12 protein-coding genes are annotated in these 13,505 nt (G+C 67.4%); 2 read left to right on the top strand and 10 right to left on the bottom strand.

Annotated features, from left to right (window positions below):
- Window positions 1-14: 14 nt before the first annotated feature.
- Entirely contained in the window at window positions 15-287 is a 273-nt protein-coding gene (locus LL964_RS05230) for a GlsB/YeaQ/YmgE family stress response membrane protein (protein WP_104541895.1), read from the bottom strand.
- A 587-nt stretch (window positions 288-874) separates the two neighbouring features.
- The gene (locus tag LL964_RS05235; protein WP_104587252.1) at window positions 875-2,368 is read right to left on the bottom strand and encodes a M20 family metallopeptidase; all 1,494 of its coding nucleotides are present in this window, start codon (window positions 2,366-2,368) and stop codon (window positions 875-877) included.
- 157 nt (window positions 2,369-2,525) lie between these two features.
- On the opposite strand from LL964_RS05235, the gene LL964_RS05240 reads away from it, so the two are divergent.
- On the top strand, window positions 2,526-2,900 hold the full coding sequence (locus tag LL964_RS05240; protein ID WP_323132941.1) for a ComEA family DNA-binding protein: 375 nt from the start codon (window positions 2,526-2,528) through the stop codon (window positions 2,898-2,900).
- Between the two features lie 422 nt (window positions 2,901-3,322).
- Window positions 3,323-4,024 (top strand): HutD/Ves family protein, encoded by a 702-nt coding sequence (locus LL964_RS05245; RefSeq protein WP_104587254.1) that lies wholly within the window; start codon window positions 3,323-3,325, stop codon window positions 4,022-4,024.
- Window positions 4,025-4,444: 420 nt separating this feature from the next.
- Here the strand turns inward: LL964_RS05245 and LL964_RS05250 are convergent, their stop codons facing one another.
- From LL964_RS05250 to LL964_RS05285, 8 genes are all read right to left on the bottom strand, one after another.
- The gene (locus LL964_RS05250) at window positions 4,445-6,067 is read right to left on the bottom strand and encodes a sulfite reductase subunit alpha (protein WP_104587255.1); all 1,623 of its coding nucleotides are present in this window, start codon (window positions 6,065-6,067) and stop codon (window positions 4,445-4,447) included.
- A complete protein-coding gene (locus tag LL964_RS05255) occupies window positions 6,064-7,038 on the bottom strand; it encodes an FAD:protein FMN transferase (RefSeq protein ID WP_146092361.1) in 975 nt (324 codons plus the stop codon). Before LL964_RS05255 ends, LL964_RS05250 begins: the two co-directional genes overlap by 4 nt.
- A gap of 227 nt (window positions 7,039-7,265) precedes the next feature.
- On the bottom strand, window positions 7,266-8,069 hold the full coding sequence (locus LL964_RS05260; protein WP_104587256.1) for a DUF4198 domain-containing protein: 804 nt from the start codon (window positions 8,067-8,069) through the stop codon (window positions 7,266-7,268).
- Window positions 8,070-8,216: 147 nt separating this feature from the next.
- A complete protein-coding gene (locus LL964_RS05265; RefSeq protein WP_104587257.1) occupies window positions 8,217-8,732 on the bottom strand; it encodes a DUF2271 domain-containing protein in 516 nt (171 codons plus the stop codon).
- 21 nt (window positions 8,733-8,753) lie between these two features.
- Entirely contained in the window at window positions 8,754-9,392 is a 639-nt protein-coding gene (locus LL964_RS05270) for a PepSY-associated TM helix domain-containing protein (protein ID WP_104587258.1), read from the bottom strand.
- A gap of 7 nt (window positions 9,393-9,399) precedes the next feature.
- Entirely contained in the window at window positions 9,400-10,158 is a 759-nt protein-coding gene (locus LL964_RS05275; protein ID WP_104587259.1) for a tetratricopeptide repeat protein, read from the bottom strand.
- Window positions 10,151-10,837 carry a Fe2+-dependent dioxygenase gene (locus LL964_RS05280; protein WP_104587260.1) on the bottom strand — a complete coding sequence of 229 codons (687 nt, stop codon included), beginning with the start codon at window positions 10,835-10,837 and terminating at the stop codon, window positions 10,151-10,153. Before LL964_RS05280 ends, LL964_RS05275 begins: the two co-directional genes overlap by 8 nt.
- 48 nt (window positions 10,838-10,885) lie before the next feature.
- Window positions 10,886-13,204: a TonB-dependent receptor gene (locus LL964_RS05285; RefSeq protein WP_104587261.1), complete on the bottom strand. Its 2,319-nt coding sequence runs from the start codon at window positions 13,202-13,204 to the stop codon at window positions 10,886-10,888.
- Between the last annotated feature and the right edge of the window lie 301 nt (window positions 13,205-13,505).

The raw sequence follows: 13,505 nt of genomic DNA on the forward strand, positions 1-13,505 counted from the left end.
GCGTGCTGCAGCGCTCAGCGCTTGCTTCCGCTGAACAGCCGCAACAGCGCGAGGATGGCGATGGCGCCGAGCAGTGCGCCCAGGAATCCGGCCGGCTCTCCCGGCCGGTACCAGCCCATGTAGCGGCCGAACCAGCTCGCCACCACCGCGCCGGCGATGCCCAGCACGATGGTCAGCAGGCAGCCCAGACGTTGCGTGCCCGGGGTGATGAAGCGCGCCAGCAACCCGACCACGAAGCCGACCAGCAGGATGTACAGCCAGCTGTCGCTACCAAACAATGTGTTCATTGCAGCACCAGAGCGATCGGGATCGGCAGACTAGCATTTCGGATGCCGTTCGCTCGCGCTGCGCGCGCAGCGCCGGCCAGCTTGGTGGGGCCAGCGACCTCGTTGTTGGAGCGCGTGAAGCAAGGTGTCGTGCGCGCCGTCCGACAGCAGCAACTACGCAGGAAGGACACGCAACGACCAGCTTGGCAGGCAGCACGATTGCGACATCTGCCGACGCCGTGAAAGGGAAGGGAGCGGGGAGCATTGCGGGTTGCCTGGAGACGGCGCAGGCCGCCGACGCATGGCCGACACCGGTAATCTGCCCCCGCCTGCACCGGCGGCGGCTCACCGGTCACGCTCGTCAGGCACCGGATGCAGCTCCGTCAGTGCGTTCCGTCCGTGCAGGGCGACAGCAGCCACACCGCGAATGGAGAGCGCCGTCCACGCTCATTGAACGCACGGACGGAGCCCCTCTCGCATCGGGAGAGGGGCGGGGTGAGGGTGCGGCCGCCAGGCAATCCAAACCGATCGCCTCCTGCCAACCCCGGACGATGCAGTCCGTCCGACGATCCTCTCACCCCACTGCATGCAAGGCCCTGTCCCGGAACTCAGCAGCAGCCGTGCCCGCCATGCCGGGTGCCGCTGTCGGCGGCCACCGGCGAGCCGCTGGTCTCCCCGCGCAGGCAGGCTGCGTGATGTTCTGCGATCACCTTCGACACGCAGGCGGTCACCCGCTTGCCCATCGGAATGTGCAGGAACTCGTTGGGCCCATGCGCATTGGAGTGCGGGCCCAGTACGCCGGTGATCATGAACTGCGCGCCGGGAAACTTCTCACCGAGCATGCCCATGAACGGGATCGAGCCGCCTTCGCCCATGTACATGGCCGGCTTGGCGAAGAAGGCCTGGCTGGCATCGTCGATGGCCTCTGCCAGCCACGGCGCCATGGCCGGCGCATTCCAGCCGGAGGAGGCCTTTTCCAGCTCCAGGCTCACCTGGGCCCCGTTGGGCGGATCGCGCAGCAGCGCCGCCTTGAGCAGCTCGCCGCAGGCCTTGCCATCTGCGGTCGGTGGCAGCCGCAGCGACAGCTTCACCGCCGTCTGCGGGCGCAGGACATTGCCGGCCGACGCCAGCGGCGGCATGCCGTCCACGCCGGTGACCGACAGCGCCGGGCGCCAGGTGCGGTTCAACACCAGCTCGGTCAGGTCGTCGTGCATCGGCACCAGGCCATCGACCATCGGGAACTTGTCGAAGATCGCGGTATCCAGCGTGGCTGCGGCCGCCTGCGCCTGGGTCAGCCGCTCGGCGGGCACCTCCACGTGCAGCCCTTCCAGCAGGATGCGGCCGGTGTTCTCGTCCTCGATGCGCGACAGCAGTTGGCGCAGCAGGCGGAAGCTGGAGGGCACCACCCCGGACGCATCGCCCGAATGCACGCCTTCTTCCAGCACCTTCACGGTGAGGTTGCCACCGGTGAGGCCGCGCAGCGAGGTGGTGCACCACAGCTGTTCGTAATTGCCGCACCCCGAATCCAGGCACACCACCAGCGACGGCTTGCCGATACGCTGGGCCAGGTGATCCACGTAGGCAGGCAGATCGTAGCTGCCGGATTCTTCGCAGGCCTCGATCAGCACCACGCAACGCGCATGCGGCACGCCCTGGGTGCGCAGCGCCAGAACCGCGGCCAGCGAGCCGAAGATGGCGTACCCGTCGTCGGCACCACCGCGGCCATAGAGTTTGTCGCCGCGCAGCACCGGCTCCCACGGGCCGAGGTCGGCGTCCCAGCCGGTCATCTCCGGCTGCTTGTCCAGATGCCCGTACAGCAGCACGGTGTCCTCGCCCGATTCCGGGCCAGTGGCCGGAATCTCGATGAAGATCAGTGGCGTGCGGCCTTCCAGGCGCACCACCTCGACCTGCATGCCCTCGATCGCCTGCGCGCGCGCCCAACGCTCCATCAGGGTGACGGCTTGTTCCATATAGCCGTTGGCCACCCAATCGGCATCGAACATTGGCGATTTGTTGGGAATGCGAATGTAATCGACCAGCTGCGGGACGATCTCGCGGTCCCAGGTGTCGCTGATGAATTGGTCGATCTTGGCGCTGTCCATGGAGGCTCCGAATACGTGACGTAGCAGCGCATTCTACGCCTGCCATTCGGGGTAGGGATTTTCCTACAAGGCGGCGCGCAGTTCACCGGCTGTATGAAAAGAGGGCCGGCGATAGGATTGCTGCATGTGGCGCGGGACACTGGCTCTGTCGGCAGGAATGCTGGCTAGGACCATCACCCAAGTCACAAGGAGCGTTGCAATGAAGTCATTTACCGTAGTCCTGAAGTCCCTGCTACTGGCGTTGTTGTTGTCCTCGAATGCGTATGCGCTCGACAAGGTCGATATCAACACCGCCTCTGCTGAGGAATTGGACAAGGTGCTGATGAACGTCGGGCGATCAAAAGCCGAGGCGATCGTCGAGCACCGTCAGGCGAACGGTCCATTCAAGAGCGCCGAGGAACTGGCGCTGGTGAAGGGCATCGGACTCAAGACGGTCGAACGGAATCGCGACCTGATCGAAGTGGGGGCCACGATGGCGCCCGCCAAGAAGGCTGCCAAGGGGGCGGTGGTGAAACCGGTGGGACGGCGTTGAGGGGAATGGATCCGAGATACGGTTCGACGCGAGGATGCGTGGCCGCAACCTAACTGGACAGGATGTCTGGGGGATGGCTGGAAGCCGACAGGGACGTGGAATCGCCCGGTGTTGCACTTGGACGTGCAGCCGGGCGTTTTTCGTTGGGCCTGCGTGGCTGTGGATTTCCTGGCTACGGATTCCGCCGGATGCAGCAGGCCAGGGGCGTCGCCTCCTGCGCGCGATCTCGCCCATCCCGTATACGCCCGATCCCGTGCACGGAAACAACAGCAGCGTCCCTTCAAGCATCGACGTCGCGCAGCAGGCGCGCGCGCATCGGGTGATGCCTGGAGCCTGCGCGCCGGAGTAGTCGCGCGGCGTCTTCGGGTGACACGCGTGCCAGCGTGACGGCCGCAGTCTCGTGCCTGAGGCACAATGCGCCAATGCAGCTGACAGATCTGAGCAGCCGGGTGATTCCGGCCAACGAGTACCGTCGTGAGCGCTGGCGCAATCGCTTGGGCTGGACCCGCGAAATCCTGCGGCTCGGCGATGCGCAACACTGGGCGTTGCGCCTGTCGATCGCCGAGATCGAGCAGGATGCGGCCTTCTCCGCGTTCCCTGGCGTCGATCGCGAACTGGTCCTGTTGCGCGGCAATGGGATGCGCCTGCAGTTTGGCGGCGGCGGTACCGGCGATCCGCATGCCGGCACGGCGGCGAGTCGGGCTGGTGGTGGCAGTCGGGCGCCTGGGCACTCCGTCGACGCGGCCGAGGCAGGCGCAGCAGGCGACGATCGCTCGGTGACATTGTCGCCGCCGTATCAGCGGGTTCGGTTTGCTGGCGAAGACACGGTGCACGCGACGCTGTTCGACGGTCCCACGCAGGACTTCAACCTGATGTGGCGGCGCGATCTGCTGCAGGCCGAACTGCTGCACCGGCCGTTGGTCGGCACCATGATGTTCTTCGCGGATCCAGACACGGCCTGGGCCATCCATCTGCTCGCCGGGCAGGCCAGCTTCGGGCGCGACAGCGCGCTGCCGCCGCTGGCTGCCGGTGATACGGCCTGGCTGAGTGCCTCGACGCGCACACGACATGTACTCGATGGCGGCGGAGAACTGCTGGCGATCCGGGTGAGTCCGCTCTCCTGAGGGCACACCGCTTCTGGCTGCTGCTGCGCGCGGCAGACATTGCAATGCCACGGCCCCCCAAGCTCTCTGAGCGTCTTTTCGCACGCAGGCCGCCCCGTGCTTCGGTGGTATTGCCTCAATGGATCGATCGGTCGCTTCGCTTCGCCGCGGCGCGGGAGAGTCGGGTGCGTTGATCGATACGCGTCAGGTGTGGCGTCCGCATCGCCTTTCGCGATGCAGATGTCGGTCATTGCCCATGGACCGTGGTGTCGGTTGCCCAGGCATCTGGCACGAGGTCATGCTCGATACATCGATGCGCGCTGGATGCCTGCGCATGCCGTGCACCGATGCCGCGGTGCAGCGATTGTCAGCGAGGCGGTCGGGCCGCCGCAGGGCCGGAGGATGCCGCGGCAATGCGTGGTCGCCGCGTGGCCGTGCACCTCAGTACACGTCGCGGCGATAACGGCCGCTATGCAGCAGCTGCAGTCTGGCCTCGGAGCCGAGGACGCTGTCGAGCGTACGATCCACTTCGGGTGCCATGCCGCGCAGGCTGCCGCACAGATAGATGCAGGCACCCCGGTCGATCCAGAGCCGCAGGCGATCGGCGGCAGCGGCCAGCGCGTGCTGCACGTAGCGCATCGTCGGGTCGCCATCGCGCGAATACACCAGATCCAGGTGTGCGATGCAGCCGTCCCGCTGCCACTGCTGCAGCTGGTCGGCATAAAGCGCATCGTGCGCCGCGTTGCGTTCGCCGAACACCAGCCAGTTCTCGCAGGCGCCCGCGGCGATGCGTGCGCACAGATGCGCGCGCAGGCCAGCGATGCCGGTGCCGTTGCCGATCAACACCATCGGCAGGTCCGGCGCCGGCGGATGGAAACCGGGATTGCTGCGGATGCGCAGCGCGATCGGCGCATGCAGCGGCGCGTGCGCACACAGCCAGCCGCTGCCCAGGCCGAGACCGCCATCGGCATGCCGGTGTTCGCGGACCAGCAGTTCGGCATGTCCCTCCTGCGGAATCGACGCCAGCGAGTAGTCGCGATGCGGCAGCGCGACCAGGTTGCGGACCAGTGCGTGCACATCGATCGCGCCAGCTGCGGGACCGCTGGCCGCAGTGCCGTCGGCAGGCAGCCGTGCGCCGCCCAGCCAGTCGCGCAATGGGCGATCATCGACCAGGCGCGCGCCGTCCAGCTGATGCCGGCGCAGCCACGCGTCCACCAGATCCGGCGGATTCTGCGGGGCGATCTCGGCGATGTCGCCTGCGCTCCATTGCGGCAGCTGACCATCGCATGGGGTGAGCCGAAGGCGCTGGATGGGCGCGCCGGCGCTGCCCGGATTGATGTGGACACGTTCGCACAGCTGCCAGGCGGCGTAGCTCGGCACGCTCCATGTGGCCTGCGTGGCGAGCGCAGGCGCCAATGCGCTCAGTTGGCGCTGCCATTGCTGCAATGCATGGGGATCGGCGTTGTCGACATCGATGCGTTCGAAGAGCGCGTCGGCGCCGCGCGCCTGCAGCCAGCTGTCGATGCGGCGGCCGAAGGCGCAGAATTGTGCGTAGCGACGATCGCCCAAGGCCAGCACTGCGTAGCGCACGGCGGCAAGATCCTGGCTGTCGCGGGTGAGCCAGTCGCGCTCCACGGCCTGCGCGTGGTCGGGTGCATCGCCTTGGCCGCTGGTGCTGAGGATGCACAGCAGCCGCGACACGTGCGCGAGTCGATCGGTATCCACCGCCTCGAGCGGCAGGGTGTGGGCGCCGACGCCCGCGGCCTGCAGGGCGGCGGCACTGCGCTCGGCCAGTTCGCGGGCGAATCCGGTCTGGCTTGCCCACACGATGAGCACGCCATCGCTTCCCCCTTCGGCGCCATGCTGTTTGCGGCGCCGTGCCAGTACCGCCACGCAGAGCACTGCGTACAACAGTACCGCGACACTGGCCCACTGCCAGCGGGCTGGCGCCGGAGTGCTCCACCAGATACCGGCATGCAGGCTGCCCAGCCAGCCGGCGAGTCCCGCCAGCGCAAGCAGCAGCGCGCCGTTGCCCAGCCACAGGCGTGCAGAAGTGCGGCTCATGCCCGAGCCAGATGCCGTTCGAAGGCCGGGCTCATGGATTCGTGCAGCGCGCCGTCCTGGCGGGTCAGGAATCGCACCGCCAGCTCGCTGCTGCGGGCGTGGGCAAGCCCGGCCTCCGGGCCGAGAACGGTCATCGCGGTGGCCCAGGCATCGGCATGCATGGCGTCGGCCGCCAGCACGGTCACGGCCGCCGCGGCATGCGGCACCGGCGCGCCGGTGCGCGGATCGATGGTATGCGCGTAGCGCGTGCCGCCGGCATCGAAGCGATGCCAGCGGTCACCCGACGTGGCCACCGCCAGCCCGTCCAGCACGACCACACGCGCCGGCAACGCGGCACCGGCCTCCTCGTCGGGAGCCGATTCGACCAGCACGCGCCAGGCGCTGCCATCGGGTTTGCGGCCATAGCCGAACAGCTCACCGCCCACCTCGATCAGGGCGCTGGCGACACCGGCCTGCAGCAATGCGCGGTGGACGCAATCCACGCCGTAGCCCTTGGCGATGGCGGACAGATCCAGCGCCACCGCGCCCGTCTGCAGCACCCGCCCGTCCACCAGATCCACGCGCCGCCATCCGCAACGCAGGCTGGCCAGCGCGATCTGCTCGGGTGCAGGTACCCGTCGCTGGCCTGCGCCGGCACCGAAGCCCCATAGCTCCACCATTGGCCCGACCGTCGGATCGAACGCGCCGCCGCTGGCGTGCGCGATTTCCAGTGCGGTGCGCAGTACGGTGTGAAAATCCTCGGGCAAGTGCTGCCACTGGCCGGCTGGCGCGCGGTTGTAGCGGCTGATGTCCGAGCCGGCTTCCCAGGTGCTCATCTGCGCCACGACGCGGTCGAGCGCCGACTGGATGCAGGCATGCAGGGGATGCAGGTCGCGTGCGGGCGACACCACCAGCTTGACGCTCCAGGTGGTGCCCATGCTGCTGCCGCCCAGGGTGGCCAGCGTGGAGGGGACGGAAGCGGCTGAAGTCATGCGTGGACCGGAGAGCGATGGGGCAGGGCCGCAATGGTGACCTGCGGCGCGGCCGGGTGCAGCTGCTTGCTGAAGGAGCGCTGCGCTCGTCGGCAAGCGGTGGGAGTGGGCCCCTTCGACCATCGACGCAGTCGTCCATTGCACGGGGCGCGTCGGAGCGTGATGCCCCGCGCTGCCACGGCGTCGGCAACCGCCGAGGCCGTGGCAGGCCAGGCTTGAGCAGGCAGTTATTGCGGCAACACTTCCAGCGTCGCCACATAGCCCAGGCGACGCTGCTTGGCCTGCGGCAACGAGGTCTTGCTGTCCTCGCTGCCGGTTTCCAGCCAGTACATGCCGGGCTCCGGCCAGGTCACGCTGAAGCCACCCTTGGCGTCGGTCTTCAACTTGATCTCGTTCTGCGCATCGCGATAGCGGGTGCCGCCGCGCACGATTTCGATCTCCAGGCCCGCCGCCGGCTTGCCGTCCAGCTGCAGGGTGAATTGCGCCGCTTCGCCGGCGACCAGGTCGTTGGGGTGGGTGACCGGAACCAGCTCGATGCCCTTGCCGCTGGGCTTGAACACCGTGGTGGTCGGCGCACCGCGGGTGACGAAGGTTTCCACCCGGCTGAGCGACTGCGACACCTGCAGGTCCTGTGCATTCTTCGGGACCTCGCTTGCGAAGCTGGCCTCGTTGCCGCGCCAGCGCTTGGGCTTGCCGTCCTCCTTCCAGCTGGCGAACAGACCGGCATTGACGATGCTGAGCTTGTAGGTGCCGGGTTGGGCGAGCTGCAGATCGAACACGCTGCGGTACTTGCCGGTGGCCGGGTTCTCCGGCTTGAGCGCGCTGCCGTCGGGCGCGGTGATGCTCAGGTTGTCCAGCCGCAGCGGCACATGGTTGAAGTAGAACAGGTCGTTCGAGACGGCAGCATCGACCGTGATCCAGGGCGCTTCGCCGGCGATGACGGTCTGCGATGGCAGCAACCAGGCCTTATGGGCGAGTGCGCTGACTGGCAGCGCGGCGAGCAGGGCGACCAGGACGAGGGAACGTTTCATGACAACTCCTTGAATGACGATGACAACGGTGGGTCACGTGTCTGATCAGCGCGAGACTGCAACGCTGCGTGGATGCGTGGATAACGAAGGATCTTGGCTGCCTCAAGCGAGCCGCAATGTGCATCGCTGCGGGCGGCGCTGCAGCGGTCAGGGCTTTGCGACCAGGCTGACGGCGCCGAGCTCGCTGTTGCCGCTGGCCTTTGCGGTCTGTGCCGATGTCGCCGGCCAGGTGAAAGGCACCTTGACCAACTCGCGGCCGCCGACTTCGCGGGCAGCTTCCACCACCAGCGTGTATTGCCCGGCCGGCAGCGACTTCAATGCGCCCTTGCTGTCGGAGAACGACAGCGCATGTGCGCCGGCCGGACGGGTGGGGCCGGTGACGCCATCGACCGGCACGGTCAGGGTGCGGCCGCTCTTGCGCCACCACTGGCGCAGATCCGGCAGCCACTTGGTCCCGTGGCCTTCGGCGGTGTCCTTGGACTGATACCAGACCGCAAGATTGGCGGCGACCTTTTGATCGGCGCCCTCCAGCCAGATCGCCACATACGGGCGGTGGTATTCGGCGACGTTGAGCCTGGGAATCTCGACGCTGATGTCGAGCGTGGCCGCGTACGCCGGCATGGCGAGCAGGCCGCTCAGGGCGATGGTGAGGGTGGCGCGCATGATCGTCTCCGATGGGAAAGGTCAGTGGATCAACAGCAGGGCAAGCAGCAGCGGGATCAGCAGGCCCAGGCCGACCAGCGGCCAGGTCATGCGGCGTTGCCGCGCATGCAGATGCAGCAGGAACAGGCCGGTGATGCAGAACACCAGGCAGGCGACGGCGAAGACGTCGATGAACCAGCCCCAGGCGGGCCCGGCATTGCGGCCCTTGTGCAGATCGTTGAGATACGCGACCCAGCCGCGCGAGGTGCGCTCGTATTCGACCGCCCCGGTCGCGCGGTCCAGGCTCAGCCAGGCATCGCCACCTGGGCGCGGCAACGCCACATACACCTCCTCGGGCGACCATTCTCCGCTGCGCGTGCCGATGCCGATCCCCAGCTCGCGCCCCAGCCATTGCGCAACGCGTGGCGGCAGCGGCGCATCGCCTTGCTGGCGCTCTCCCAGGGTGGTGAGCAGGGCCGCCGGCAGCGTCAGCGTGCGATGCTCGGTCGACGGGCTGGCTTCGATGCGCGCGGCGTGGTTGAGGGTCAGCCCGGTGATCGCAAACAGCAGCATGCCGATCAGGCACAGCGCAGAGCTGATCCAGTGCCATTGATGCAGCATGCGCAGCCAGAACCCGCGGCGCTGTCGGGCAATGGCGATGGGGTCGGGTGGAAGCGACATGCCGGGCTCAGACCACGTTCGCGGTGACGGCCGCTTGCAGTTGCGCTTGCCGTGCAGCCACCTCGCCCAGCAAGGCGCGCAGGCGCGGCTGTGGTGCGCCCTCGAGCAAGGCCGCGAGCTGGCGCAGAAAGCCGGCATGACCACCTGCGATGGCGCGGCGCAGCCAATGCTCTGCCTGCTCCAGCGCGCCTGCGTCGGCCAGCAAGGTGGCGTAGCTGGCCTGGCCGCGGAAGTCGCCGGCCTCGGCGGAGCGGCGATACCAGTCGTGCGCGGCTTGCGGGTCGGCGCTGCAGGCCAGGCCCTGGTCGAGATAGCGCGCCAGGAAATTCATCGACTTGGCGTGGCCGCGTTCGGCGGCGCGGCGATACAGCGTCAGGGCCTGCTCTTGGTCCTGCTCCACGCCACGCCCGGACGCGTAGAGATGCGCCAGGTTGTACATGCCCCAATCCAGATCGTGCTCGGCCGCGCGGCGATACCACAACGCCGCCAGCGCTTCGTTGACGGGGGTTCCGAAGCCCAGTTCGTGGCAGCGTCCGAGTCGGTTCATGGCGTCCGGATGCCCGGCATTGGCGGCCACTTCATACCACAGCATCGCTGCGGCCGGGTCGGCCGGGATGCCGCGCCCTTCGGCGTACAGCTGCGCGAGCAGCAACTGCGCGTGGATGTCCTGACCGGCAGCGGCCTTGCGCAGCGCGGCGACGGCGCGATCGGGCTGCGTGCGCAGCAACGCGATCAGTCGTGCGGGCTCCAGCGCAGCCTCAGACATCGGCCCATTGCCGCAACAGGTTGTGATACACGCCGGTGAGCTGGATCAGCGATGGATGGCCGGGCGCATCCTGGGTGAGGCGGCGAATCGAAACATCCAGTTCGAACAGCAACCGGCGCTGCGCTGCGTCGCGCAGCATGCTTTGCGTCCAGAAGAACGACGCCAGGCGCGTGCCACGGGTGACCGGCATCACCCGGTGCAGGCTGGTGCCGGGATAGATCACCAGATGCCCGGCCGGCAGCTTGACCGACTGCGTGCCATAGGTGTCCTCGATCACCAGCTCGCCGCCATCGTAGCTGTCCGGGTCGCTGAGAAACAACGTGCCGGAGACATCGGTGCGCACCGGTTCGGCGCCGCCACGGCTGCGGTCGTAACGCACCGCGTTGTCCACGTGATATCCGAACGATTGCCCGCCGCTGTAGCGATTGAACAACGGCGGATAGATCCGGCGTGGCAACACGGCCGAGAAGAACGTACTGCTGCGCGACAACGCCTCCAGCACCAGCGCACCGGCATCGCGCGCGATTGCGCTGTCTTCGGGTAGCTGTGCATTGTCCTTGGCCTGGGCCGATTGATAGCCGGCGGTGATGCGGCCATCTGCCCAGTCGGCCGCACCCAGGCGCGCACGCAGCGTGTCCAGCTGCGCGGCATCGAGGACCTCGGGAATGGACAGCAGCATGCGGCGGTCTCCACGCCGTCCGCACGCGGCGGACGGCGTCTTGCTGGGTCAGAAACTGAAGGTGGCGTTCAACACCGCCGAGCGTCCTTCGCCCGGAATTGCCCAGCCGTTGCCGGCAGTGACCGTACCGGCGGCATTGACGGTGAGGTTGTTGCGCACGCTGGTGTAGTACTCCTCGTCGAACAGGTTGTTGACGTTCAACTGCAGGCTGAGCCAATCGTTGACGCGCAGGCCGACCATCGCACGGTGGACCCAGTAGTCGTCGGTCTTGATGTAGGCCGCGGTCGAGCCATTGTTCGGGTAGAAGCCGCCCTGGTAGGTGATGCCGTAGCCGAAGATCCAGCGATCCAGCGTGTAGGTGGTCCAGACATTGCCGGCATTGCGCGGGGTCTGCACCAGTTCACGTCCGGCCACCGGGTCGCCGGTGAGGCTGGCGGTGCGGTTGGACACGCTCTGCAGCACTTCGCTGTCCAGGAAGGTGTAGTTGGCGAAGATCGACCAGCGGTCGGTCAGATAGCCGGCCACGCCCAGCGCGACGCCGTCCACGCGCGCCTTGCCGTCCAGCACCTGTTCGGGAATCAGCGGGTCGCCGCTGTTGACCCGGTAGTTTTCGCGCTCGTTGCGGAACACCGCCGCGGTCAGCGCCAGACGCTCGTCCAGTACGTCCCACTTGCCGCCCAGTTCGATGTTGACCGCCGTTTCCGGCTCCACATTGCAGTTGGCGCCGGCGGTGGCGGTGGCGACCGGCGTGCACGAGCCGTTGACCGAGGCCTTGGACGGGGTCTTGCTGTTGGCGTAGGACAGGTACAGGCTGGCGTTGTCCGCCGGCTTGAACACCAGGCCTGCGCGGTAGGAGAACAGGTCTTCTTCGTTGCCCGCCGGGAAGCCGGCCGCGACGCCGGTGACATCGCCGGCCGCGTTGACGGTGTAGTTGGTGCTATCGCCTTCGTTGTGCTCGTAGCGGCCGCCGAGATTGAGCATCCACTGCTCGTTGAACTGCAGCGTATCGAACAGGTACACGGCCTGATTGGTCAGGCTGCCCTTGCTGCGGCCGGTGCGGAAGTAGTTCTGCGGGCCGGTCCAGATGTTGTACGGGTTGTCGAAGGACTGCTGCGGATAGGTAATGCCGGTGGTGGAGCCGTCGGCGTTGCGGAAGGTGGTGCCGCTGTCCAGTTCGAAGTCTTCCTTGCTGATCGCCACGCCGGCGACGATGCGGTGCTCGATGGCGCCGGTGTGCAGCGTTGCGGTCAGGTCGGTCTGGCTATGGGCGATGAAGTTCTCGGTATTGCGTACCAACCCGCGCGGGCCGCTGCTCGGGTTCCAGGTCGCCGGCCGCTGGCCCACGCAGGCGCGCCCGGTGTACGGGTCGGTGCCGTTGGGCAGGCACCAGGTGCCCTGCAGCGCGGTGGCATTGAGGGACTGGTCCACCCGCTGCACGCGCGCCAGGCTGCGCAGCTTGAACGTGTCGCTGAAATCCATGTCCAGCACGCCGGTCAGCATGTCCACGTCGATCTCCTGACGCGAGGTGTTGCGGTACCCGAAGTAGGTTTCCGGATCCACGCCCGGCAGCGGGCCGTCGTTGAACGGGCTGAGCGCGAACGGCACGCCGTATTGCGGCAGGTTGTTGTCGTGCTGGTGCAGGTAGCTCAGGGTGAAGCGGGTATCCGAACCCAGGCCGAAGGTGACCGACGGCGCAAAGCCCCAGCGATGACGGAACTCTTCATCGCGGCCGGGCACGTCCTGGGTGTGGCCCATGGCGTTCAGGCGCACTGCGGTGCCGTTGTCGAAATCCTGGTTGCTGTCGACGGTGAGGCGGCCGTAGCGGTCGCTGCCGCCGCCGACCAGCACGTTGGTGAAATCGCCCTGGCCCGCGGTCTTGGTCACCAGGTTGATGTTGCCGCCGACCGAGCCGGCACCGGACATGGCCGAGTTGGCGCCATTGATCAGTTCCACCGCTTCCAGGTTGAAGGTGTCGCTGCGGCTGTACTGCGCGCTGTCGCGCACGCCGTCGGTGGTGATGTCGCTGCTGGCGGTGAAGCCGCGCAGGTTGATGCTGTCGCCATAGCCGCCGCCGCCTTCGCCTGCACCGAAGGTGATGCCGGGCAGGGTGCTGAGCACGTCGCGCAGCGACAGCAGGTTCTGCTGGTCCATGGTCTGCTTGGTGACCACGGTGATGGTCTGCGGCGTGTCACGCAGCGCCTCGGTGTACTTGGGCGAGGACGGCTTCTGCGCGCGTTCCTGCTGCACCCGGATCGCATCCAGATCCACCGCGCCGGGAGGAGCCGGCGCGTCGCTGGGTTGGGCGAGTACGGGGGCGGACAGCGTCAGCAGCACGGCCGAGGCGAGCGGGGAAATCCTGGGAGTCATGGCAGGTCTCGAAAGGGAAACGGTGCTCCTGCCTGGCGACGGCTCGGCGGATGCGGGAGGGTGGGGCGAAGCGAAAGAACCGAAGGAAGCCGGCTAGCCCGAGGCGGTGCATCGCTGCTGCAGTCCCAGCGGCACGCCAGGGCACGGCACCAGCAAGCGCTGGCAGGGCGGCGAATTGGTGCGGGAGCTGAGCGGAGTCGGGCGCATGGGATCGCTGAAAAGGCCAGTTGTTAAGAAGGCCTGAAGGAATGCGATCTTAAATGCTAATCATTCTTTTTTGCAATATTCGCCGATGGGCGGT

This window comes from Xanthomonas melonis (assembly GCF_020783655.1).
Classification (GTDB): Bacteria; Pseudomonadota; Gammaproteobacteria; order Xanthomonadales; family Xanthomonadaceae; genus Xanthomonas; species Xanthomonas melonis.